We start from the raw sequence: 23,248 nt of genomic DNA, 5'->3' as shown, positions 1-23,248 counted from the left end.
GGTCATCCTCAGTCCTGCAATGGGGTCTGGCGTTCGACAGGGTCGATCAGCACGGCTTTTTTCTGGCGTACCAGCAAGTCGAGAATCTCTTCCTGGCGCTCACCAAGAACGCCGGAGAAGCTGATGCCACTGGATTTGGTCGGCGCGAGCATCGACACGCGGTACAGCTCGATGCTCAACGGCGAGTCGATGGACAGCGGCCCGCTGCCATTGGCCGCCAGCTCGCCGCCGACCACGATCAGCGAGACCTGGGCGTCGAACGGGTCGAGCTCAATGTCGCGGTCGGTATCGGTCAGGTCCTTGATATGGCCGTAGACGCCGGTCAGGCCGTTGGCCATGGCGAGGTTCTCGTACAGGCGGATATTCACGCTGTTACGGATCCGAATGCCGTGGCGACGGTTGCTGATCACCTTGTTGCCCCACAACAGGTTGTCGCCGCTCTCATAGAGGGTGATGCCGTCGGTGTGGTTGCGGTAGATCTCGTTGTCGGCGATCAGGTTGTTCACGCTGTTACGGTCGATCACCAGGCCCGACAGCTTGTTGTCGTAGCTGCGGTTGTTGAAGATGAAGCTGTCGTTGACCTCACGGGAAATAATGATGCCGTGCTTTTTCTTGGTGCCGTAGACGGTGTTGTCGGCAATGATCAGGCCGTGGGAACGGTCATGGGGGTCGATGCCGTAGACGATGTTGTCTTTGTAGGTGCTGCCCTTGATCACAAAACCGGTGGTCTCGTAGCAGTAGAACCCGTACCACATGTCCGAGAACTCGGAATCGACGATCCAGCCGGTGGGTTCCGGGCGCTTGAGGACCTTGGCCATGTTCGGCGTGTACTGGGAAATACTCACGCCGTAGGACTTACTGTTGGCGTAGCCGAAGCTGGCCATCTTGCTGTTGACGATATAGGTCTGGGTGCCGCCCCAGGCCAGCAGGAACGGGCGGAATTCCTTGGGCGAGCGAAAGGTCGCCGGGCCGTTGGCCTTCTCGCGCCAGCCGGTGATCTTGGTGTCGCGCACAAACAGCTGGCCGTCGTTGACCAGGAACGAACCGGCCTCCTGGGACAGGCGCAATTCCTGGGTCTGGTTATCGATCTCGAGGATGCCCTTTTCGCCGACCACAATCGGCAGCCTGGCCAGGAATACCCCGGGCGAGGTTTCGCTCAGGTATTGCTTGGGCACCTTGTTGAGCAGGTCCTTGAGGTTCATGTAGCCGTCGTCGATAAAGATCGCCTGGGGGATGCCGTGCTGGCGCACCACCCATTCGGCCATCTTGTTGTCGCCGCCGATAAAGTCCTTGAGGGCGTTTTCCTGCATCATCCGGCGCACGCTGACCTTGCCGGCCTTGCTGCGCACGATTTTCTTCGCCACGGCTTGTGCGGTGTAGCCCGAGAGGTCCGGCAGCTCAGGCTTGGCCATTTCCAGCGGCGCGGTGGGCGGGCTGGTGATGGTGTAGGTCTTGGCCTGTTGCAGTTCTTTGGCGATGGTGGGCGCCTTGACCTGCGGCTCGACATTGGCAAAGGCCGGGGCGCACGCCAGCAGCATTGCCGCAGCGAGCAGGGCCGAGCCTTTGAGGGCGTGAGGATTCATTGCGCAGGCTCCCATCAGAAACGCCAGATCACATCGACAAAGGCGCGGTGCATGTACGAGTCGACTTGCTTGCCATAGGCGTCGCCCGGTTTGAACACGCCGCCACGAAAGCGCACCAGGGCCGACGGTTCGTCGATCGACTGGCTCAGGGCTGCGGGCAGCAGGCCTTTCTTGAAGTACTTGGTGACCACCAGGTCCATCTCCTGGCCAAGGTCTTTGTTGCCGTCTTGCAGCGGCAGGGATGCGCTGGACAGTACGGCGCCGGTGACGTCGTCGTAGTTGTTGTGCAGCGCATCGATGCCATTGCTGCCCACCGGCTTGTTGCCGTCCACGCGCCAGAACTTGTGGTAGACCAGGCTGGCGTCGTAGTCATCGCGCAACTGCCAGGAGCCGAACAGGCTCATGGACTGCATGTTGTTCATCTCGCCGCGAAACGCCTCGCCAAAACGATGCACCCGCGACTGGGTGCCGGTGAAGTTCGAGCGGTTGCTTTGCAGGCCGTTCTGTTCGTAGTCGGCGCTGGCGCGGGCATAGGCCGCGCCCACTTGCCACTGCGGGTCGAGGCGCAGGCGCACGCCGAGGTCGGTGGCCCAGCCATCCACATCGGTGTTGCGCTTGGCGGCGGCCGGGCGGCTGCCGTCGTTGTTCAGGGCGTTGATGTTGCTGCGCTCGCCCTGCATACCGGTGACGCTGGCCCAGTAGTTGACGGTGTTGGTGTTGCGCCAGTTATAGGCGTCGCTGTTGGCCTCGATACCGAGCCAGCTCAGGTCGCCATTTTGGCGCTTGTCCAGGGAGTCGGCGGCCACACCCGGTTGCGGGTAGTCGAGCTTGCCGTCGTCATGGGTGTGATGCCCGCGCAGGCCGACCCAATGGCCGGGAGTCCACTGATAGGCCGCATCGGCATAGAAGTGCTGGCGGTCCTTGTCTTCGGGAGACAGTTCCTTGAGGTCGGTGCGGTACTCGCTGAAGCGTTCGGCAGCGCCGACATTGGCCTTGAGCAGGGTGGTGTCGAAGGTCCAGTTCAGCGCTTCGATATTGGTGTCGCGCCATTGCCCATCGTTATTGCGCAGGCGCTGGCGGCCGAGCTTGAGGATCTCGCCAGGGTAGGGCGTGAAACCGCTGTAGCCGACCCAGAACTCGCGCAGGGCCAGGTAGTTCTTCTTGGTCTTGCGGTCGTTGTTGCTCGACTGCTCGGTGGTGTCGCCATCGGACTGTTGCAGGGTGTCGGTCTCGATGATGTCGCTGGAGGCCACCGCCTGGCCCATGGCGTAGGCGCTCCAGGCGCCGCGTTCACCGTAGATCCACGGGCGTACATCCAGGCCGATGCCGTTGACGTCGCCGCCTTTTTGCGTGCCCAGGTCGCGGTCATCTTCGGACTGGCCGGTGACTTTCACTTCCAGGCCAAAGTTCTTGTCTTCGGTCAGCGCGGCCAGGGTCGGGCACGACCACAGCAGGGCGAAGGTCAGGCCAATGCCGGCCTTGACGAATGGATTGAGTTTCATAGGGATTCCTCGCCGTCTTCTTCTTGCAGGGCGTGCAGTTGCAGCGTGCTTTGGCTCAAGGCGCCACGGGCGGCCAGTTCTTGTTGCAGCAGGCGCTGGGCTTCGGCGCGCTGGGCAGGCGGCAGTTGTTGTTCCAGTTGCGCGGCCAGTTCATTGGCCTGCGGGGTGTCCTGGATCTTTGCCAGTTGGCTGAACACATAGGCGTTCAGTGGGTCGGGCCGGGTGCCCTTGCCTTGGGAAAATAATTGGGCGATAGCGAAGTCGGCGCTGTTCTGGCCGTTGCGCGCGGCGGTCAGCAAGTGGTCCAGGGCCTTTTGCGAGTAGACCTGGCCCAGGTAGCCCCGGCGGTAGATCTGGCCGAGGTAGTAATCGGCAGCCACTTCCTGGCCCTGGGCTTTCTGGAAGTGCGCTTCGGCGGCCTTGGCATCGGCCGGTACCCACTTGCCTTCGTAGTACAGCTTGCCCAGCAACAATTCGGCGCGGGGCTGGTCGGCGGCACGGCCGTTGTCCAGGTACTTCATCATCTGCTCGACATCGCCCAGTTCCGGGAAGTCGTAGAGCAACTGCGCGAGGCTGACCCAGGACGCCGGGTAGCCCGGGGCGATTTTTTCCAGCAGGGCCTGGGCGGTTTTTTCGTCAGTCTTGCCCAGCGAAGCATCGCCCAGCACACGGGCCACACTGTCGACCCGCTGGGCGGTGACGGTGCCACGGCTATAGCCGGCTTCCATCTGCTTGAGCAGTTCGGCCTGTTGCTCCGGTTGCTCGCGTTTCTGGTAGACGGTGGCCAGTTCGACGTAGCAGATATCGGTGCTGCTGAGCGCGGCCTTGCAGATTTTCTCGATGTCATCCAGGTGCTGGTCGTAAGTGCCCTGGGTGCGATACAACAGCACCTGCGCCAGGCCCGCTTCGGGGTAGCCGGCGGTGCGCCAGGTATCGATCTGCTGCTGCGCGTTGACGCTGGGAAAATCGTGGGGGTATTGCAGGTACAGCATGGCCAGGGGGATCAGGGTGTTGCCTTCGCCATTGGCAAAGGCTTTTTTCAGCAGGTTTTCGGCTTCATGGTGTTCGGCTTCGGTGGCACCGGGCTTGGCTACCAGCAGGCGGCCGAGACGGGCCTGGGCACGTGATGATGTATCCGCTGCTGCACGGTAGGTGGCTTCGGCCTGCTTGATCTGCGCCGGGTCGCGGCTGCCGACCTGGATATCGGCCAGACCGACCTGGGCCTCGCTGTAACCCAGGTCTGCCAGTTGCTGGTAGTTCTGCGCAGCGGTGGCGGTATCGCCACGCTTGAGGGCTTCATTGGCCAGGCGCTGGTCGGGCAGGCCGGCGCAACCGGCCAGGCTGACCGCCAATGCCAGCAGCGCCACAGGGCGGATGTGGGAGCGCGCTTTTGTGGGAGCTGGCTTGCCTGCGATGGCATCGCCGCGGTTTGTCTGATGCATCGCGTCGCCTGCATCGCGGGCAAGCCCGGCTCCCACAAAAGGCGGTTCCCACAGCAATTGCGGTGTTTTTAGAGTCTTCATAGTTACAGACCAGCAGCCATGGCTTTATCGATCAGCCAGTTCAGGGACGGGCCACGGTCGCTGGTCACTTCCACCGGGCGGCCGGCGTAGGCGCTGTCCAGCGGGGCATCGGGCTTGATCTGCACGCGGATATCCGAGGACAGGTCGGCGCTGTTGAGGCTGGTGCTGCTGACGATGGTGCCGGTGCGGGTCTGTTCTTCGTCGGCGACCTGGAAGCTCACCGGGGTGCCTGGGCGCACATCACCGAACTGGCGATAGGAGAAACGCGCCTCGACGTTGGCCTGGCTGCCACGCGGCACCAGTTGGAAGATCACATCACCCTTGCTTGCATATTGACCGTCGGCCACCAACTGCTGGGCGACGATGCAGTCGCAAGGCGAGGTCAGGGTGCCGGTCATTTGCTTGCCGAACAGCTCTTCGACCTTGGCCGGTTGCAGTTGGTCTTCGTCCAGGTGGCCTTTGAGCACATCAAGCATGCTGGTGCTGAAGGTCGCCAGTGGCGCGCCTTTGGCGGCCACGCCGTTGTCCTTGATCAGGCTTTGCACGGTGCCGTCGCGGGGCATTGTGACGTTCATCCCCGGCACGCTGACCAGGCCGGCCTGGGCATGGCTGACGAAGTACATGCCGTACACCGACTTGAACACAAACCCGAACGCGGCCAGGCCTACCAGGAAGATTGCCAGGCTGAAGGTCACGGCGCGCAGGCGGCCAAAGGCGCTCATGCCGCTGCCGCTGTCCTTGACCTTGCGCGCCTTGGTGAAGTTGTCGCGCTGCAGGGTCGCCAGTACGTCGCCCATGGTCACGATATCGCCGGAGAGGTGCGAAGTGATCAAGTGCCGCAGGGTGGAAATATCCTGGGCATCCAGGTTCTGGAACTGGCAGCCGGTGCGGCCGGTCTGGCGGTCGTGGGAGCGGATCAACAGCTCCACGTCCATCGCCAGGCCGAGGTTGTCGATGACAAACTGCAGGCGCGCTTTATGCACATCGCCGACCTTCAGCGGTTGCTGGGCGGCATTGAAAGCCAGGCCGCCGGCGGAGAGGTCGATGACCCGCACTTCCATGGGCGTGCGGTCGGCACCGAAGAAGCGCAGCTTGGCCGGGATTTTCACCCGGGCATGTTGGCGCTGGGCTTCGGATTCGTGGACAACGTTGGCGTTTACTTGACTGTTCATCAGGGCATTTCCTTAAGTTAATTCAGGCTTGGCAGGGTCAGACCATCATCAGCAACACGGCGACGAAAATGCTGCCGGCGGAGAAGGTCATGGTCCGAGACGACCAGGTGTTGAACCAACGTTGAAAGCTGGCCAAATCGCGGGTCAGTTTGGTGTCCTGGCGGGTCCAGGACTGTTGATCAAGGCGGAAGAACACGTAGATCTTCACCAGCGCGCCCATGATCTGGTTGTAATAGAGAATCGCCGGGTAGGCGGGGCCGATCCTGTGGCCGGAGCACGACAACAACAGGGTCAGGATCAGGCGCGTGATGCCAATCCACAAAAGGTAAGCGAGGATGAACGCGCCGCCGTACTTGAAGGTGGCGATGATCGCCACGGTCAGGCCCAGCAGCGAGGTCCACATCGACACACGCTGGTCGAACAGCACCACGCTGGTGAACAGGCCCAACCGCTGCATACCCAAGCCCAGGGCCCGGGAGTTCTGGCGCAGGTTGTTGCCGTACCAGCGGAACATCAGCTTGCGGCTGGCCTTGATAAAGCTCTTTTCCGGTGGGTGTTCTACGGTGTTGATTGCTGCATCGGGCACGTAGAAGGTGTCGTAGCCCAGGCGCATCAGGCTGAACCAGCTGGACTTGTCATCCCCGGTGAGGAATTTGAAGCGGCCCAGGCGCCAGTGCTGCAGCGAGTCGCTTTCCACGTCGGCGATAAAGCCGGGGTCGGTGACTACGCTGGCACGGAACACCGACATGCGCCCGGTCATGGTCAGCACACGCTTGGACAGGGCCATGGAGCACATGTTGATGTGGCGCTGGGCGAAGCGCAGTTTGTGCCACTCGCTCATGATGTAGCCGCCGCGTACTTCGCAGAACTCGTTGGTGGTCAGGCCGCCGACATTGCCGAACAGCTGGAACCACGGCACGGTCTTGCGTACCACGCCTTCGCCGAGCACGGTGTCGCCGTCGATTACCGCAACCACGGCGCGGTCGTCCGGCAGGTGGCGGGAGATCGCCCGAAAGCCGAAGGCCAGGCCATCGCGCTTGCCGGTGCCGGCGATACGCACGAAGTCGAGCTTGACGTGATCCGGTGGGTTCATCTTTTCCCAGAGGCTCTTGACCAGCAGCTCATCGGACATTTCCACCAGGGAGCAGACCACGGTGGTGGGGAAGCCGCACTCAATGGCCTCGCGAATCACCGAGCTGTAGACCTGGGCGGTGGTCAGCGCGTCGATGCGAAAACTGGTGACCATCAGGAACACATGGGAGGGGTCCGCCGCCTTGCCCAGCTTGCGCACTTTGCGCCGCAGGTGCGGGTAGACGACGTACAGGAACAGCATGCCGCGAAAGAAATGCGTCGCCCCCATCGAGTAGCGCCAGATACCCACGGCGCCAATCAGGAAAATAAAATTCTTCGACTCGGAGTCGAACGTACTCGCCGGTAGCAGCAGGGCGAGTCCCATCAGCAGGCTCAGGAAGAACAGCCAGCCGGCGGATTGGAGCAGTACGTGTTTTAACTTGGACATAAGCGTCATCCGAAGGTGAAGAAGGCTTCAAGCTGCAAGCGCTGGGGATCAGGACACTTGCAGCTTGAAACTTGCCGTTGCTGTTACCAGCAAATGCCTTCGGTACGGCCATTCACACTGGTGGCCTGGGACATGAAGCCCACCAGGTCGATCACTTGCTTGCCGTGCGGGGCGTTCTGCGCCAGGGCGCGGAATTTCTCGTCGCGGTTGCCGAGGATGATCACGTCGCTGTTGTTGATTACATCGTCGAAGTCCGAGTTGAGCAGGGACGACACGTGGGGGATCTTGCCTTCGATGTAGTCCTTGTTCGCCCCGTGCACACGGGCGTATTCGACATTGCTGTCGTAGATGCTCAGGTCAAAGCCCTTGCCGATCAGCATTTCCGCCAGCTCTACCAGTGGGCTTTCGCGCAGGTCATCGGTGCCGGCCTTGAAGCTCAGGCCCAGCAGGGCGACCTTGCGCTTGTCGTGGCTGGAGACGATGTCGAAGGCGTTCTGCACCTGGGATTCGTTGCTGCGCATCAGCGAGTTGAGCAGCGGCGCCTCCACATCCAGGGAGCTGGCGCGGTAGGTCAGGGCGCGCACGTCCTTGGGCAGACACGAGCCGCCGAAGGCAAAGCCTGGGCGCATGTAGTACTGGGACAGGTTGAGGGTCTTGTCCTGGCAGACCACGTCCATCACTTCGCGACCATCGACGCCCACGGCCTTGGCGATGTTGCCGATTTCGTTGGCGAAGGTGACTTTGGTGGCGTGCCACACGTTGCAGGTGTACTTGATCATCTCGGCAACAGCGATGTCCTTGCGGATGATCGGTGCATCGAGCTCTTCGTACAGCGACTGCAGGACGTCGCCCGAGGCTTTGTCCAGTTCACCGATCACGGTCATCGGGGGCTGGTCGTAGTCGGCGATGGCGGTGGATTCGCGCAGGAACTCCGGGTTGACCGCGACACCGAAGTCGACGCCGGCTTTTTTGCCGGAGCAGTCTTCGAGGATCGGGATTACCACGTTGGCCACGGTGCCGGGCAATACGGTGCTGCGCACCACGATGGTGTGGCGAGTGGTCTTGTCACGCAGCACAAAACCGATTTCGCGGCATACCGCTTCGATGTAGTTGAGTTCCAGGTCGCCGTTTTTCTTGCTGGGCGTGCCGACGCAAATCATCGACAGGTCGGTATCGCGGATGGCGTCGGCGAAGTTGGTGGTACCGCGCAACCGGCCGGTGGCAATGCCCTGGCTCAACAGTTCGCCCAGGCCCGGTTCAACGATGGGGGATTTGCCCGCGTTGATCAGGTCGATCTTATCCTTGGAAATGTCTACACCGACCACTTCATGGCCCCGTGCAGACAGGCAACCGGCACAGACTGCGCCCACGTAACCCAAACCAAATATGCTGATGCGCATCGCATTTACCTCTATCTTTATCACGCCATTAGATGGCCGGAGTTCATGTTTTCAAGCGTCACTCATGCACTAGGTAATACCGTGAATAGACACGGTAATCTCATGTGCAGGCATGTTAAAAGTCGAGTGACTAACTAATGCACTCAAGTTGTGCGCAACTTGGCCTTATTGTTGGGGCTTGCCCTGAAATGCAGCCAGCCTTCGCGGAGAAGGATCTGGCGTCAGTGCCGCAAAGCCTTGATATGGACGTTTAGCCCATAACTATCAGTGCCTTGGGTTGTATCACTGGCTCATTTAGGTAGGCTTTAGCCTTGGCCTTGTAGGGGATGGTCATGCAACCTGATCGCCCGCCCTCAACTAAACAGTTGGTAATTAGACCGAGGAGTCAAAGTTGTATGTGACAACTTTGCTACTTCCGTTGGTCGGTGTGTAAGTCATATCGCACAAGAACAGAGATAATCGTTACCGGTGGTATGAGCGGCACTTTTTGGCATAGTTCCTGGCCGCTCATCCTGTTTCTCGAAATTTCTTGAAATATTAGGAAAGATGGCACTAGTACTATATTGATAGCACTTGCAGATTTGGCGAGTGGATATAGGGAGTTGGCGCGGGGATATAGTTTTATGCCACTACTGTTTTAAAAAAGTGGTGCCACTACGAAAAAAGCTGACGAATGTCGAGTGAAAGAAACGTTATGAATTCTGAAGAAATATTTTTGGCGCCAAAATAATGACGATTCTACTGAAGGAATGTAGGGCAAATGTGGGAGCGGGCTTGCTCGCGAAAGCGGTGCTTCAGTCAATCTATCCGGTGACTGATACACCGCTTTCGCGAGCAAGCCCGCTCCCACATTTTAAGCCGGGTGCAGCCTCAATCCGGTGCGTGATCGCGCAAAAACACCAGGTTGTCCGGCTTGGATTGCTCGGCATTGAAGCGGTAACCCTGCACATCGAACTGCTTTAGCTGGGCCGGGTCGTTGATGCGTTCTTCGATCACGAAGCGGCTCATCATGCCCCGGGCCTTCTTGGCGTAGAAGCTGATGATCTTGTACTGGCCGTTCTTCAAGTCCTTGAACTCGGTGTTGATGATCCGCGCATTGAGCGCCGGGCGCTTGACCGCCGAGAAGTACTCGTTGGAGGCCAGGTTCAGCAGCACGTCATCGCCTTGCTCGGCCAGGGCTTCATTGAGCCACTCGCTGATGCGTGTGCCCCAGAAGGCGTACAGGTCCTTGCCACGGGCATTGGCCAGCTTGGTGCCCATCTCCAGGCGGTACGGCATCATCAGGTCCAGCGGGCGCAGCAGGCCGTATAGGCCCGAGAGCATGCGCAGGTGGTCCTGGGCGTAGGCGAAGTCGGCGTCGTTGAAGGTCTGGGCATTGAGGCCGGTGTAGACATCACCCTTGAAGGCCAGCAGCGCCTGCTTGGCATTGGCTGGGGTGAAGGCTGGGGTCCAACTGCCGAAACGTGCGGCGTTGAGGCCGCCGATCTTGTCGGAAACATGCATCAGCTCACTGATCTGCGCCGGGCTCAGCTCGCGCAGCTGCTCGATCAATTCCTGGGAATGGTCCAGGTACTGCGGCTGGGTGAAGTGCGGGGTTGCCGGCGGGGTCTCGAAATCGAGAGTTTTGGCTGGGGAAATCACCATCAGCATGAAGTTGGCTCCTGTAATCGTCGGGGGATTCTAGGGGGTTGGGGAGTTGGACTCCACCTATCACGCCTATAGCGACGCTTTTTTGTAGGAGCGAGCTTGCTCGCGAAAAGCGCCGGGGCACCGCGTGCATGCCGGATGCCAGTGTTATCGTTGACGTTCTTCGCGAGCAAGCTCGCTCCTACAGAGGGGACCCGTTGTGCGAATTGCGCTTTTATTGTGCGCCTGGCTGACGTGCCTGGGCGCTCAGGCAGCCAGTGTGGATGTCGCCAGCCTGGACCGTGGCACCTGGCCGGAAAAACTCAGCAGCCCGGCGCTGTTTGATGTGGCGTCACGCGCCGAAATCCTCATGTTTGCCAACACGCTGCTGGCCAGCGAGGCCCTGGATGAACCGGCTCTCAAGCAGCGCCTGGGGCTGAAGATCATCAACCAGGGCGCCATCGACGACTTGCGTCGCCAGCTCTGGCAACGGTTGCTGGAGAACTACGGATTTGCCCAGCAAAGCTGCGAACAGGACGCCTCGTTCTGCTACCTGGTGGAGAACATGGACGACCTGCGCGAGCAGGCCGGCAAGTTCGAAGTGAGCGAGCAATCTTTCTATATAGGCTGGGCGGGGCCCAGTCGCGCGTTTCACCAACGCTACCTGGATGAGCTTCTACGCAAGGCTGCCTTGTTCCCGCAAATCAGCAGCGAAGTGGCGCGTTTTGGGGATTTCGAGCGCAATGGCGATGAGCTCAACGACCGCCTGTTTCTATTGACCTTCGATGGCGGCCCAGCGCCACTTAACGGTCAAACCGATTGGCTGGCCGATTACCTGCGCAAGCAGAAAATGACGGCGACCTTCTTTGTCCTGGGCAACAGCCTGCAAACCCGCCTGGAAAAGACCTCGGCCGCCGATGTGCAAGCGTTGTACCAAGGCCAGTGCGTGGGCATCCAGGGCTGGCAGTACCGCTCCCACAGCCATTGGCTCGACTGGCAAAGCTCCATCACCCGCAGCGCCTCCTTGACCCAGAACCTGCTGCCGGAAAACTACGTGCCGCTGTTCCGCCCGCCCTATGGCCAGCGTCGCGCCGACAGCCAGGGCTTCTTCCAGGCCCAGGGCCTGCAAGTGGCGCTGTGGGATATCGACTCTCAGGATGAACCCGGCCTGCTCAAGGCCGACGAGTCGGCCCAGCGGGTGCTGACGCTGATGTTGTTGTGGCGCAAGGGGGTGATTGTATTCCACGACACCCAGGACAAGGCGCGGGTGGCATTGCCCCTGTTGCTACAGGCAACGGCGCAAAGCGGGCTGGGTTGGCAGGATTGTCGGGAGGCGTTTCGCTGAAAAGCGCAAATGCCCGGCCCTGTTGGGGATGAGGGGTTTTTGGGGCGATTTGCTGCGACATTTCGATGCAGGCGGACTTCCGACTTTAGCGGTGTGAGTGGCGCCCCGCCAGTGCTATTCGTCATCCTGAAAAATAAACTTCAAAAAAGCGTCAAAGTGCTTTTTCCTGTCATGGGTTTTGCGGTATTACGAAGACAGATCGCCGAAACCTGCACCACAGGTGGCGTCTTCCCAGACTCCTCAGGTGGGCAATGCACTTGACGTCCCTCAGGTGCATTCGGTGGTCGAATCGAGGCGCAGCACTGTTGTGGTATTGCGTCGACTGGCTCCCACAAAGGTGACCGAGTATGGATGATCATGGACGTACCCCTTCTTCCGACCAGCCAATCCTTTATGTGCTTGATACCAATGTTTTGATCCACGATCCAAACGCGTTGCTCAATTTCGAAGAACACCACGTCGCCATCCCGATGATCGTGCTCGAGGAGCTCGATAAACTCAAAAGTGGGCACCACAGCGTCGCCGCCGAATGCCGCCAGGCGATCCGCCTGATCGACAAGACCCTGGGTGAAGCCTCGCCCGAGGACGTTGAAGTCGGCGTACCGATCCAGCGTGGCAAGAGCGGGCCCAAGGGCTTGCTGTCGATCCTGATGAGCAAGCGCAGCGAACCCAACAGCCTGCTGCCGGAAAACCTCAACGACAACAAGATCATCAACCAATTGATCGACCTGCATGCGCGCGATAAGGACCTGCGCCTGGTGCTGGTGACCAAAGACATCAATATGCGCCTCAAGGCACGAGCATGTGGGATCGCTGCCGAGGACTACAGTACCGACCAACTGGTCGACGACGTGTCGATGCTGTCCCGTGGTTATCACACCATGACCGGCTCGTTCTGGGACCGCGTCAGCAAGGTTGAGACCCGCCAGGACCATGGCCGCACCTGGCACCAGGTACAGCTGACCGACAACCTGCCGGCGGTGCATATCAACGAATTCATCATCGACGAACAGGGTTTTGTGGGCTGGATCAAAGAGATCCAGGTCGACAAGCTGCTGATCCTCGACCTGCATCAGGAACCCCTGTTGCACCAGGAAGCCTGGGGCCTGAAACCGCGTGATATCTACCAGAGCCTGGCGCTGTACGCGCTGCTCGACCCGGACATCCACCTGGTCAACCTGACCGGCGCTGCGGGCTCGGGTAAAACCATCCTCGCCCTGGCGGCTGCCATCGAGCAGACCATGGTCACCAAGCGCTACCGCCGCATCATTGCCACCCGCAGCGTGCAGGGCCTGGACCAGGAAATCGGCTTTTTGCCCGGCACCGAAGCAGAAAAAATGGAGCCGTGGCTGGGGGCGATCACCGACAACCTCGAAGCCCTGCACATGGATGACGAAAACACCCATGGCAGCGTCGACTACATCCTCAGCAAAGTGCCGTTGCAGTTCAAATCCCTCAACTACATCCGAGGTCGCAGCTTCCAGCAGAGCCTGATTTTGATCGATGAATGCCAGAACCTTACGCCGCACCAGATGAAAACCATCATCACCCGTGCCGGTGCCGGTTCCAAAGTGGTGTGCCTGGGCAACCTGGCACAGATCGACACCCCTTACCTGTCCGCGACCAGCTCCGGGCTGACCTACCTGACGGAACGCTTCAAGGACTTCCCGAACGGCGTGCACATTGCGCTGCAAGGGGTACCACGCTCGATTCTGGCCGAATACGCCGAATCCCACCTGTAACCGCGTTCAGTGTGGGAGCGGGCTTGCCCGCGATAGTGGTGGTTCAGTCGATGATAGGTTGACTGACACAGCGCTATCGCAGCCAAGCCAGCCCCCACATTTTGGTCGGCGTTGGGTTTACAATCGGGGCTTCTGATCAGGAGTATCCCCGTGCTGACTCATCTCGATTCCCAGGGCCGTGCCCATATGGTCGACGTCACCGAAAAAAGCGTGACGTTCCGTGAAGCCGTGGCCGAAGCGCGGGTGCGCATGCTGCCCCAAACCCTGCAAATGATCGTCGACGGCGCCCACCCCAAGGGCGACGTGTTCGCCGTGGCCCGCATTGCCGGGATCCAGGCGGCGAAAAAGACCAGTGATCTGATCCCTCTGTGCCATCCGCTGATGCTGACCGGGGTCAAGGTTGAGCTGGCCGCCGAAGGGGAAAATACCGTGCATATCGTCGCCCGCTGCAAGCTGTCCGGGCAGACCGGCGTGGAGATGGAAGCGCTGACGGCGGCCAGTGTCGCCGCGCTGACCATCTACGACATGTGCAAGGCGGTGGACCGTGGCATGACCATCGAAAACATTCGCCTGCTGGAAAAACTCGGTGGCAAGAGCGGGCATTTCAAGGCGGACCAGGCATGAGCATCAACGTACTGTTTTTTGCACGCTACAGCGAAGCGGTGGGCCTCGATTCCCTGGAGGTGGAAGGCGACTTCGCCACAGTCGATGCGTTGCGTCAGGCGCTGGCCGCTGACCCGGGCTTCGAGGTGCTTAACGAGAGCAGCCTGATGTGTGCGCGCAACCAGGAGCTGTGTGGCCTTGACGAGCCTCTGCAGGCCGGCGACGAAGTGGCGTTTTTCCCGCCCGTGACCGGAGGCTGACCGTGGCTATTCGTGTGCAAGCCCAACCGTTCGATCCCGGCGCCGAAGTCAACGCCATGCACGCCGCCAACGTTGGCGTAGGCGCCGTGGTGAGTTTTGTGGGCTATGTGCGCGACTTCAACGATGGTCTCGACGTGGCAGGAATGTTCCTCGAACACTACCCCGGCATGACCGAAAAGGCCCTGGCCAAGATCGCGGTCGAAGCCGAGCAACGCTGGCCGTTGCTCAAGCTCGAGGTGTTGCACCGCATCGGCGCCTTGGAGCCCGGTGAACCTATTGTGTTCGTCGCCGCCGCCAGTGCCCATCGTCAGGCCGCGTTTGATGCCTGTGCGTTTGTGATGGACTACCTGAAGACCCGAGCGCCGTTCTGGAAGAAGGAAAACACCAGCGAAGGGGCGCGCTGGGTGGAAGGGCGGGCCAGTGATCATAGGGCGGCTGATCGCTGGAAGGCGTGAGTTGTCCCCCCCAGTGCCAGCCGCACCCTATCGTCTGGCCGCTGTATTGGACGAGTCCAGCAGCACGATCAACCCAGGCGAGCAGGCGATAACATCGCCTCGGTCATCCCGGCGCGTTGCAAAGGCTCGGGCAATCCGAGCCCACGTACTAGCGCCGCGCTGGCCTGGCCCATCGCCGGCGAGGTCTGGATCCCGTAGCCGCCCTGGGCCGCGATCCAGAAAAAACCCTCTACCTGCGGATCAAAGCCACAGACCAGATCGCCGTCGCTGACAAAACTGCGCAGCCCCGCCCAGGTCCGCGTCGGGCGGCGGATGCTCAGGGTGGTGGCTTCTTCGATGTGATAGATGCCTGTGGCGATATCCAGCTCTTCAGGCTGTACGTCGTGGGGCTCCACTGGGTCGGCATTGGCCGGTGAGCCGAGGAACATCCCCGCGTCGGGCTTCATATAGAACGAACCGTCGAGGGCGGCCAACTCCGGCCATCCATGGATATTCATTTCAGCCGGCGGGGCGAACACAAAGGCACTGCGGCGCTTGGGTTGCAGGCCGATTTTTTGGGCGCCGGCCAGTTCGCCGATGGTATCGGCCCAGGCTCCGGCGGCGTTGATGATCACCGGCGCGCTGAAGCGCTGTTGCGAGGTGCGTACCTGCCACTGGCCTTGATCGTCGCGGGCCAGTTTCTGTACCTCGTTGTCGGTGTGGATCTGCCCGCCATTGCGCCGAATGCCGCGCAAATAGCCCTGATACAACGCATCGGTGTCGATATCGCAGACCGTCGGGTCGTAGATCGCGCCGTGGACTTTTTCCCGGCGCAGGATGGGCAGCATCCGCAGCGCTTCTTCGGTGTCCAGCAGGCGTGTTTCGGGTACCAGCGCCTTGGCGCTCAGGTATTGGCGCTGCAGCTCTTCTGGGTCGCCAAGCAGATCCACCAGCACTTCGCCACGGGGCGTGAGCAAAGGGTGCTCGGTAAAGCCTGCAGGTGGGTGATCGAAGAAGTCGCGGCTGCCCAGGGTCAAGGCGCGCACTTGTGGCGTGCCATAGGCGGCGATATAGAGGGCGGCGGAGCGGCCAGTGGAGTGATAACCCGGCATGGACTCACGCTCCAGCACGATGACGCGGGCGTGTCGGGACAGCCAGTAACCGGCACTGGCACCGGCAATGCCGCCGCCGATGATGAGGTAATCAGCCTGGTTCATGTGGTCCTCCTTGAATTTGAAAGCGCTGAAGGCAAATGTGGGAGCGGGCTTGCTCGCGAATGCGGTGTGTCAGTCTCTGGATATAGTGACTGATCCATTGCATTCGCGAGCAAGCCCGCTCCCACATCTTTTTCCGCGCTCCAGCTTAAGGGCGTTTGCGCTCCACGGGACGCAGCAGATGCGTCGGCGGCGTCTCGCAACTGATCTTGCGCCCCAGCAGCGTTTCGATCGATGGCAACTGGTACGAGTCATCTTCCCCGGCAAAGCTGATCGACACACCCGCAGCGCCGGCGCGACCGGTACGGCCGATGCGGTGCACGTAGTCGTCCGGTACTTCCGGCAGGGTGAAGTTGATCACGTGGCTGATGCCGTCGATATGAATCCCACGGCCCGCCACGTCGGTGGCCACCAGCACGCGGATCTTGCCTTCGCGAAAGCCTTCCAGGGTCTTGATGCGCTTGTGCTGCGGCACGTCACCGGACAATTGCGCGGCGTTGACGCCATCGCGTACCAGGCGTTCTTCAATGCGCCGCACTTCGTCCTTGCGGTTGGCAAACACCATGACCCGCTCCCAACCATTGTCGTTGACCAGGTTGTAGAGCAGCTTGTACTTGTCGGCACCGGCCACGGCATAGATATGCTGTTCGACGTTTTCGCTGGCCACGTTCAGCGCTTCGATCTCGACGATGGACGGGTCGGTGGTCCACTGCTTGGCGAGGTTCATCACGTCTTCGGTGAAGGTCGCGGAGAACAGCAGGGTCTGGCGCTCGTTTTTCGGTGGGGTCTGGCGAATGATCTGGCGCACTTGTGGGATAAAACCCATGTCGAGCATCCGGTCGGCTTCGTCCAGCACCATCACCTCGACCATGTCCAGGTGCACGTCGCCGCGCTGGTTGAAGTCCAGCAAACGGCCCGGGGTGGCGACCAGGATGTCGCAGTGTCGCGCTTCCAGGTGCTTGAGCTGTTTGTCGAAGTCCATGCCGCCGACGAACGTCATGACGTTGAGGCCGGTGTACTTGGTCAGGTCGGCGGCGTCCTTGGCGATCTGCACCACCAGCTCCCGGGTCGGGGCGATGATCAGGGCCCGTGGCTCACCCATGTAGCGCTCTTTGGGCGGCGGGGTCTGCAGCAGTTGGGTGATGATCGAGATCAGGAACGCAGCAGTCTTGCCGGTACCGGTCTGGGCGCGGCCGATGGCGTCTTTGCCGGCCAGGGTAAAGCCCAATACCTGTGCCTGGATCGGCGTGCAATACGGAAAGCCCAGGTCCTGGATGGCGTGCATCAGTTCCGGGGCGAGCTTGAAGTCGTGAAAGCGCGTCTTGCCCTCTTGGGGCTCGACCACGAAGTCTTCCAGCTTCCACGGCTTTACCACCGGTTTTGGCGCGCGTTCGCGGCGCGGTTTTTCTGCACGCGCCGGTTCTGCTGCGGGCTGGGTGGCGACAGGGGCCGGGGCAGCAGTGGTTACGGGCGCAGGTTTTGGCGAGGCAACAGGCGCTGTTCGGCCAGGCTGTTTACCGTCATTGCGGCTGCCGGACGTCTGGACAGGGGCGCTGGGAACAGGGGCGAGTGGTTCAGCCTCGCTTTTACCGAACATCTTCTTGAGTGCTTTGAGCACGGTCATCTCATCAATTGGTTAAGGAATGTACGCCGGCCAGTGTAATGCAAGAATCGGGCGCGGCGTAGTGCGTTGGTCATGCGGCTACACAATGGCGGGTTTTCAGCCCAGGCGGGCGGACAACCAGGTGCCGATGTCGCGAATTTCCTGGGGTAACACTTCGTGGCCCATTGGGTATTCCTGCCATGTCACGTTGATACCACGCTGCTTTAAATGCTCATAGGCGCTACGGCCCATGGCGTTCTGCACTACGTCATCGTACTGGCCGTGCAGGCACAGGGCCGGAATGCGCTGTTGGCTGGCGGACAGTTCCAGCTCATCGCTGAACGTGGGCGCATAGGTGGAGAGGGCAAGCACGCCACCCAGGGGCCCTTGCCATTTCACAAACGCGGCGTGCAGGACTACGGCGCCACCCTGGGAAAAGCCAGCCAGGAAAATCCGCGAGGCGTCTATCCCGTCGGCTTTTTGTTTCTCGATCAAATCGATGACCATTTTGGCCGACTCAACCAGCTGTTCGCGGCTGATGGCCCGCGCCGGACTCATGGCCAATATGTCGTACCAGCTTGGCATCTCGTAGCCACCGTTGACGGTCACCGCACGGGTCGGCGCCTGTGGCAATACGAAGCGTGTGGACGTCAGGGTTTCCTGCAGCGCTTCGGCCACCGGCATGAAGTCGTAGCGATCGGCACCCAGGCCATGCAACCAGATTACGCAGGCGTCTGCGGGCTTGGCGGGCTGAAGAATCAAGGGTTCGGTCATGTGTGCTCCAAAAATGTGCGTGCGCGCCGATGGGAGGCGTCGGGGCGGTGCGTGGAAGGTGGCTCAGTTAACAAGATGTCGCATGGTTGACTGTTTTGCGATAGATCCCGGGCTGAAACGGCTCAGCCGACACTCTGGTACGGCGCTTGCTATGTGTAGGTCGATGTCAGAACTATCCGGGGACGGTAACACTATCAGTGACTGCCGCCTCTGGGATAGCCGCTGCAATGACAGCGACAGCCTCTGCTGCTTGACCCCAAAAAAAGCCAACACGGGTCGATATCGCCTCACAAGGGTGCGCAAAGGTTCGAGCTCCGACACAACAAGAGCAACTGGAGGTTTGAATGAAGGTATTGAAATCCACCCTGGCCGTCGTGACTGCGGCGACCGTATTGGGGATCAGTGGTTTGGCCCAGGCCGGTGCCACCCTGGATGCCGTGCAGAAGAAAGGTTTTGTGCAATGCGGCGTCAGTGACGGCCTGCCGGGTTTCTCGGTGCCGGATGCCAGCGGCAAGATCCTCGGGATCGACGCTGACTACTGCCGCGCCGTGGCCGCTGCCGTGTTTGGCGATGCGACCAAGGTCAAGTTCAGCCAATTGAATGCCAAGGAGCGTTTCACCGCGCTGCAATCGGGCGAAGTCGACATCCTGTCGCGCAATACCACCATGACCAGTTCCCGCGATGCGGGCATGGGCCTGAAATTTCCGGGCTTTATCACCTACTACGACGGCATCGGCTTTTTGGTCAACAGCAAGCTGGGGGTAAAAAGTGCCAAGGAACTGGACGGTGCAACTATCTGCATCCAGGCCGGTACCACCACCGAGCTGAACGTTTCCGACTACTTCCGTGGCAACAACCTCAAGTACACCCCGATCACCTTCGATACCTCCGATGAAAGCGCCAAGTCCCTGGAGTCCGGGCGCTGCGACGTGCTGACCTCCGACAAGTCGCAACTGTTCGCCCAGCGCAGCAAGCTGGCCGCGCCGAAGGACTACGTGGTGCTGCCGGAAACCATTTCCAAGGAGCCCCTGGGCCCGGTGGTACGTAATGGCGATGACGAGTGGCTGGCCATCGTGCGCTGGGTGGGCTACGCCATGCTCAACGCTGAAGAGGCCGGCATCACCTCGAAAAACGTTGAAGCTGAGGCCAAGTCCACCAAGAACCCGGACGTCGCGCGCCTGCTCGGGGCTGACGGCGAATACGGCAAAGACCTGAAAGTGAAGAAGGATTGGGTCGTACAGATCGTCAAGCAGGTCGGTAACTACGGCGAAGTGTTCGAGCGCAACCTGGGCAAGAGCACTCCCCTGGAAATCGACCGTGGCCTGAACGCGCTGTGGAACAACGGTGGCATTCAATACGCACCCCCTGTGCGCTGATCGCTGATGGTTCTATCACCCGGTGGGCCAACCGCCGGGTGATGTTCTGTTCCATTACTTCTGGGGCACTTAATGCAAACTCAAATCGGCGCACCAAAACAGAAGCTCAGCTTCAGTGATCCAAAAGTGCGTGCGTGGCTATTCCAGATCATCACCATCGTCGCGGTGGTTTCGTTGGGCTGGTATCTGTTCAACAACACGCAAACCAATCTTCAGCACCGGGGCATTACCTCCGGTTTCGACTTCCTGGAGCGCAGTGCCGGTTTTGGCATCGCTCAACATTTGATCGACTACACCGAATCGGACAGCTATGCCCGGGTCTTTGTGATCGGCCTGCTCAACACGTTGCTGGTGACCGTGATCGGTGTGGTCCTGGCGACGCTGCTCGGTTTCATCATTGGGGTGGCGCGCCTGTCACCGAACTGGATGATCAACAAACTGGCGACCGTGTATGTGGAAGTGTTCCGCAACATTCCGCCGTTGTTGCAGATCCTGTTCTGGTACTTCGCGGTGTTCCTGACCATGCCGTTGCCGCGCAACAGCCATAACTTGGGCGATACATTCTTTATGAGTGCCCGGGGCCTGAATATGCCGGCGGCGCTGGCGGCTGACGGTTTCTGGCCGTTTGTGGCCAGTGTCGGAGTGGCCATCGTGGCAATCGTGCTGATGGCGCGTTGGGCCAACAAGCGCTTTGAGGCCACCGGCGTACCGTTCCACAAGTTCTGGGCGGGCCTGGCGCTGTTCATCGTGATTCCGGCGTTGTGCGTCTTGATCTTCGGTGTACCGCTGCACTGGGAAATGCCAAGGCTTGCGGGTTTCAACTTTGTCGGTGGCTGGGTATTGATCCCCGAACTGCTGGCGCTGACCCTGGCGCTTACCGTCTACACCGCTGCGTTTATTGCCGAGATCGTGCGCTCGGGCATTGAGTCTGTGAGCCACGGCCAGACCGAAGCCGCGCGCTCCCTGGGCCTGCGTCCGGGGCCTACGCTGCGCAAGGTCATCATCCCGCAAGCGCTGCGGGTGATCATCCCCCCGCTGACCAGCCAATACCTGAACCTGGCGAAAAACTCATCCCTGGCCGCCGGCATCGGCTATCCGGAAATGGTCTCGCTGTTTGCCGGCACGGTGCTCAACCAGACCGGCCAGGCCATCGAGGTCATTGCCATCACCATGAGCGTGTACCTGGCGATCAGCATCAGCATTTCCCTGCTGATGAACTGGTACAACAAGCGCATTGCGCTGATCGAGCGGTGAGGAAACCTGCATGACTTCCCATACTTTCAAACCTGACATGCCGCCACCGAACAAAGTGTTCGGGCCGATGGCATGGATGCGCGCCAACCTGTTCTCCAGTTGGTTCAACACCCTGCTGACGTTGCTGGCGATTTACCTGGTCTATCTGGTGGTGCCGCCGATTTTGCATTGGGCGATCCTCGACGCCAACTGGGTCGGCACTACCCAGGCCGATTGCACCAAGGAGGGCGCCTGCTGGGTGTTTGTCCAGCAGCGCTTCGGGCAATTCATGTACGGCTATTACCCCGGCGACCTACGCTGGCGCGTGGACCTGACCGTGTGGCTGGCCATCGTCGGTGTGGCGCCGTTGTTCATCTCGCGTTTTAAACGCAAGGCGATCTATGGCCTGGGCTTTCTGGTGTTGTACCCGATCATTGCCTTTTTCCTGCTGCATGGCGGGCTCTTTGGCCTGACCAACGTCGCGACCAGCCAGTGGGGCGGCCTGATGCTCACCTTGGTGATCGCCACCGTCGGTATCGCAGGCGCCTTGCCGCTGGGTATCGTGCTGGCGTTGGGGCGGCGCTCCAATATGCCGGCGATTCGCGTGATCTGCGTGACCTTCATTGAGTTCTGGCGCGGCGTGCCGTTGATCACGGTGCTGTTCATGGCGTCGGTGATGCTGCCGCTGTTCCTGCCTGAAGGCATGAACTTCGACAAGCTGCTGCGGGCGTTGATCGGCGTGATCCTGTTCCAGTCGGCCTACGTGGCAGAAGTGGTGCGCGGTGGCTTGCAGGCCATTCCCAAAGGCCAGTACGAAGCCGCGGCGGCGATGGGCCTGGGTTACTGGCGCAGCATGGGCCTGGTGATCCTGCCGCAAGCGTTGAAGCTGGTGATACCGGGCATCGTCAACACCTTTATCGCGCTGTTCAAGGATACGAGCCTAGTGATCATCATCGGCCTGTTCGACCTGCTCAACAGCGTCAAGCAAGCCGCCGCCGACCCGAAATGGCTGGGCATGGCCACTGAAGGCTATGTGTTCGCGGCCCTGGTGTTCTGGATTTTCTGTTTTGGTATGTCGCGCTATTCCATTCATTTGGAACACAAGCTCGACACTGGCCACAAGCGTTAGGAGTTGTTGTTATGAGCGAAGCGATCAAACAGCCGGTGAGCCCTGAAGGCATTATCCAGATGCAGGGCGTCAACAAGTGGTACGGCCAGTTCCATGTATTGAAAGACATCAACCTCAACGTCAAGCAGGGCGAGCGCATTGTGCTGTGCGGCCCCTCGGGCTCGGGCAAGTCCACCACCATCCGCTGCCTCAACCGCCTGGAAGAGCACCAGCAGGGGCGCATTGTGGTCGATGGCGTGGAGCTGACCAACGACCTCAAGCAGATCGAGACCGTGCGCCGCGAAGTGGGGATGGTGTTCCAGCACTTCAACCTGTTCCCACACCTGACCATCCTGCAGAACTGCACGTTGGCGCCGATGTGGGTGCGCAAGATGCCCAAGCGCAAGGCCGAGGAAATTGCCATGCACTACCTGGAGCGCGTGCGCATCCCGGAGCAGGCTCACAAGTTTCCGGGGCAATTGTCCGGCGGCCAGCAACAGCGCGTGGCGATTGCCCGGGCGTTGTGCATGAAGCCCAAGATCATGCTGTTCGATGAGCCGACCTCGGCCCTCGACCCGGAGATGGTCAAGGAAGTCCTCGACACCATGATCGGCCTGGCCGAAGACGGCATGACCATGCTCTGCGTGACCCATGAGATGGGCTTTGCGCGCACCGTGGCCAACCGCGTGATCTTCATGGACAAGGGCGAAATCGTCGAACAGGCGGCGCCGAACGACTTCTTCGACAACCCGCAGAATGAGCGGACCCGGTTGTTCCTGAGTCAGATCCTGCATTGACCTAGCCCCCCGCTGTGGTAAGCCTGCTTGCTTGTGGCGAGCGGGCTTGTTGTGGCGAGCGGGCTTGCCCCGCGCTGGGCTGCGCAGCAGCCCCAAACCTCCCCCTGGTTACACCTGACACTCCTCGGTGATGCTCTTGGGGCTGCTACGCAGCCCAACGCGGGGCAAGCCCGCTCGCCACAGCAAACCTGCGTGAACCCGTCGAACAGGCGGCGCCGGTTGTTTCTCAGTCAGGTTCTGCATTGATCTAGATCCCTGTTGTTGTGGCGAGCGGGCTTGTCCCGCGCTGGGCTGCGCAGCAGCCCCAAACCTCCCCCCGTTACACCTGACACGCCTCGGTGATGCTCTTGGGGCTGCTACGCAGCCCAACGCGGGCGATGCGGCGTTCCGACAAGCCCGCTCGCCACAACAAGCCCGCTCGCCACAAAGTGGTG

General features: G+C 60.5%; 19 protein-coding genes. 9 read left to right on the top strand and 10 right to left on the bottom strand.

Annotated elements, in window-relative coordinates; genetic code table 11:
• Positions 1 to 8: 8 nt before the first annotated feature.
• From algG to yaaA, 7 genes are all read right to left on the bottom strand, one after another.
• A complete protein-coding gene (algG, locus tag JTY93_RS21640) occupies positions 9 to 1,598 on the bottom strand; it encodes a mannuronan 5-epimerase AlgG (protein WP_205476747.1) in 1,590 nt (529 codons plus the stop codon).
• Positions 1,598 to 3,085, bottom strand: coding sequence for an alginate export family protein (locus JTY93_RS21635; RefSeq protein ID WP_205476746.1), 1,488 nt, complete (start codon positions 3,083 to 3,085; stop codon positions 1,598 to 1,600). Before JTY93_RS21635 ends, algG begins: the two co-directional genes overlap by 1 nt.
• Positions 3,082 to 4,527, bottom strand: coding sequence for an alginate biosynthesis TPR repeat lipoprotein AlgK (algK, locus tag JTY93_RS21630; protein ID WP_240344287.1), 1,446 nt, complete (start codon positions 4,525 to 4,527; stop codon positions 3,082 to 3,084). The genes JTY93_RS21635 and algK overlap by 4 nt, the downstream gene beginning before the upstream one ends.
• Positions 4,528 to 4,610: 83 nt before the next feature.
• Positions 4,611 to 5,780 carry an alginate biosynthesis protein Alg44 gene (locus tag JTY93_RS21625; RefSeq protein WP_029297907.1) on the bottom strand — a complete coding sequence of 390 codons (1,170 nt, stop codon included), beginning with the start codon at positions 5,778 to 5,780 and terminating at the stop codon, positions 4,611 to 4,613.
• A 37-nt stretch (positions 5,781 to 5,817) separates the two neighbouring features.
• Entirely contained in the window at positions 5,818 to 7,299 is a 1,482-nt protein-coding gene (alg8, locus tag JTY93_RS21620; RefSeq protein WP_178120295.1) for a mannuronan synthase, read from the bottom strand.
• A gap of 83 nt (positions 7,300 to 7,382) precedes the next feature.
• Positions 7,383 to 8,699, bottom strand: a complete 1,317-nt coding sequence (locus JTY93_RS21615; protein WP_205476745.1) for a nucleotide sugar dehydrogenase — start codon at positions 8,697 to 8,699, stop codon at positions 7,383 to 7,385.
• Between the two features lie 870 nt (positions 8,700 to 9,569).
• The gene (gene yaaA / locus JTY93_RS21610; RefSeq protein ID WP_205476744.1) at positions 9,570 to 10,349 is read right to left on the bottom strand and encodes a peroxide stress protein YaaA; all 780 of its coding nucleotides are present in this window, start codon (positions 10,347 to 10,349) and stop codon (positions 9,570 to 9,572) included.
• Positions 10,350 to 10,545: 196 nt separating this feature from the next.
• Between yaaA and JTY93_RS21605 the strand changes: the two genes are divergently transcribed.
• The 5 genes from JTY93_RS21605 to moaE all read left to right on the top strand — a co-directional run bounded on the left by JTY93_RS21605 (position 10,546) and on the right by moaE (position 14,730).
• A complete protein-coding gene (locus JTY93_RS21605; protein ID WP_205476743.1) occupies positions 10,546 to 11,670 on the top strand; it encodes a polysaccharide deacetylase family protein in 1,125 nt (374 codons plus the stop codon).
• A gap of 347 nt (positions 11,671 to 12,017) precedes the next feature.
• Positions 12,018 to 13,412, top strand: a complete 1,395-nt coding sequence (locus tag JTY93_RS21600) for a PhoH family protein (RefSeq protein WP_029297919.1) — start codon at positions 12,018 to 12,020, stop codon at positions 13,410 to 13,412.
• Between the two features lie 150 nt (positions 13,413 to 13,562).
• Positions 13,563 to 14,036, top strand: coding sequence for a cyclic pyranopterin monophosphate synthase MoaC (gene moaC, locus JTY93_RS21595; protein WP_169994509.1), 474 nt, complete (start codon positions 13,563 to 13,565; stop codon positions 14,034 to 14,036).
• On the top strand, positions 14,033 to 14,275 hold the full coding sequence (moaD, locus tag JTY93_RS21590) for a molybdopterin converting factor subunit 1 (RefSeq protein WP_205476742.1): 243 nt from the start codon (positions 14,033 to 14,035) through the stop codon (positions 14,273 to 14,275). The genes moaC and moaD overlap by 4 nt, the downstream gene beginning before the upstream one ends.
• A 2-nt stretch (positions 14,276 to 14,277) precedes the next feature.
• Positions 14,278 to 14,730 (top strand): molybdopterin synthase catalytic subunit MoaE, encoded by a 453-nt coding sequence (moaE, locus tag JTY93_RS21585; protein WP_092238136.1) that lies wholly within the window; start codon positions 14,278 to 14,280, stop codon positions 14,728 to 14,730.
• 68 nt (positions 14,731 to 14,798) lie between these two features.
• On the opposite strand, the gene JTY93_RS21580 is transcribed toward moaE, so the two are convergent.
• From JTY93_RS21580 to JTY93_RS21570, 3 genes are all read right to left on the bottom strand, one after another.
• A complete protein-coding gene (locus tag JTY93_RS21580; RefSeq protein WP_205476741.1) occupies positions 14,799 to 15,926 on the bottom strand; it encodes an NAD(P)/FAD-dependent oxidoreductase in 1,128 nt (375 codons plus the stop codon).
• Between the two features lie 145 nt (positions 15,927 to 16,071).
• Positions 16,072 to 17,547, bottom strand: a complete 1,476-nt coding sequence (gene rhlB, locus JTY93_RS21575; protein WP_205476740.1) for an ATP-dependent RNA helicase RhlB — start codon at positions 17,545 to 17,547, stop codon at positions 16,072 to 16,074.
• A 96-nt stretch (positions 17,548 to 17,643) separates the two neighbouring features.
• A complete protein-coding gene (locus JTY93_RS21570) occupies positions 17,644 to 18,300 on the bottom strand; it encodes an alpha/beta hydrolase (protein ID WP_205476739.1) in 657 nt (218 codons plus the stop codon).
• A gap of 344 nt (positions 18,301 to 18,644) precedes the next feature.
• On the opposite strand from JTY93_RS21570, the gene JTY93_RS21565 reads away from it, so the two are divergent.
• The 4 genes from JTY93_RS21565 to JTY93_RS21550 all read left to right on the top strand — a co-directional run bounded on the left by JTY93_RS21565 (position 18,645) and on the right by JTY93_RS21550 (position 22,814).
• Positions 18,645 to 19,676: an amino acid ABC transporter substrate-binding protein gene (locus JTY93_RS21565; protein WP_205476738.1), complete on the top strand. Its 1,032-nt coding sequence runs from the start codon at positions 18,645 to 18,647 to the stop codon at positions 19,674 to 19,676.
• Between the two features lie 72 nt (positions 19,677 to 19,748).
• Positions 19,749 to 20,930, top strand: coding sequence for an amino acid ABC transporter permease (locus tag JTY93_RS21560; RefSeq protein WP_092238124.1), 1,182 nt, complete (start codon positions 19,749 to 19,751; stop codon positions 20,928 to 20,930).
• A 10-nt stretch (positions 20,931 to 20,940) separates the two neighbouring features.
• Entirely contained in the window at positions 20,941 to 22,038 is a 1,098-nt protein-coding gene (locus JTY93_RS21555) for an amino acid ABC transporter permease (protein WP_205476737.1), read from the top strand.
• An 11-nt stretch (positions 22,039 to 22,049) separates the two neighbouring features.
• On the top strand, positions 22,050 to 22,814 hold the full coding sequence (locus JTY93_RS21550) for an amino acid ABC transporter ATP-binding protein (protein ID WP_169851116.1): 765 nt from the start codon (positions 22,050 to 22,052) through the stop codon (positions 22,812 to 22,814).
• Positions 22,815 to 23,248: the final 434 nt, after the last annotated feature.

The sequence above is a fragment of the Pseudomonas hygromyciniae genome (assembly GCF_016925675.1).
In the GTDB taxonomy this organism is placed as follows: domain Bacteria; phylum Pseudomonadota; class Gammaproteobacteria; order Pseudomonadales; family Pseudomonadaceae; genus Aquipseudomonas; species Aquipseudomonas hygromyciniae.
Note: the sequence above shows the minus strand (reverse complement) of the source record. Positions and strands in the feature narration are given on the sequence as shown.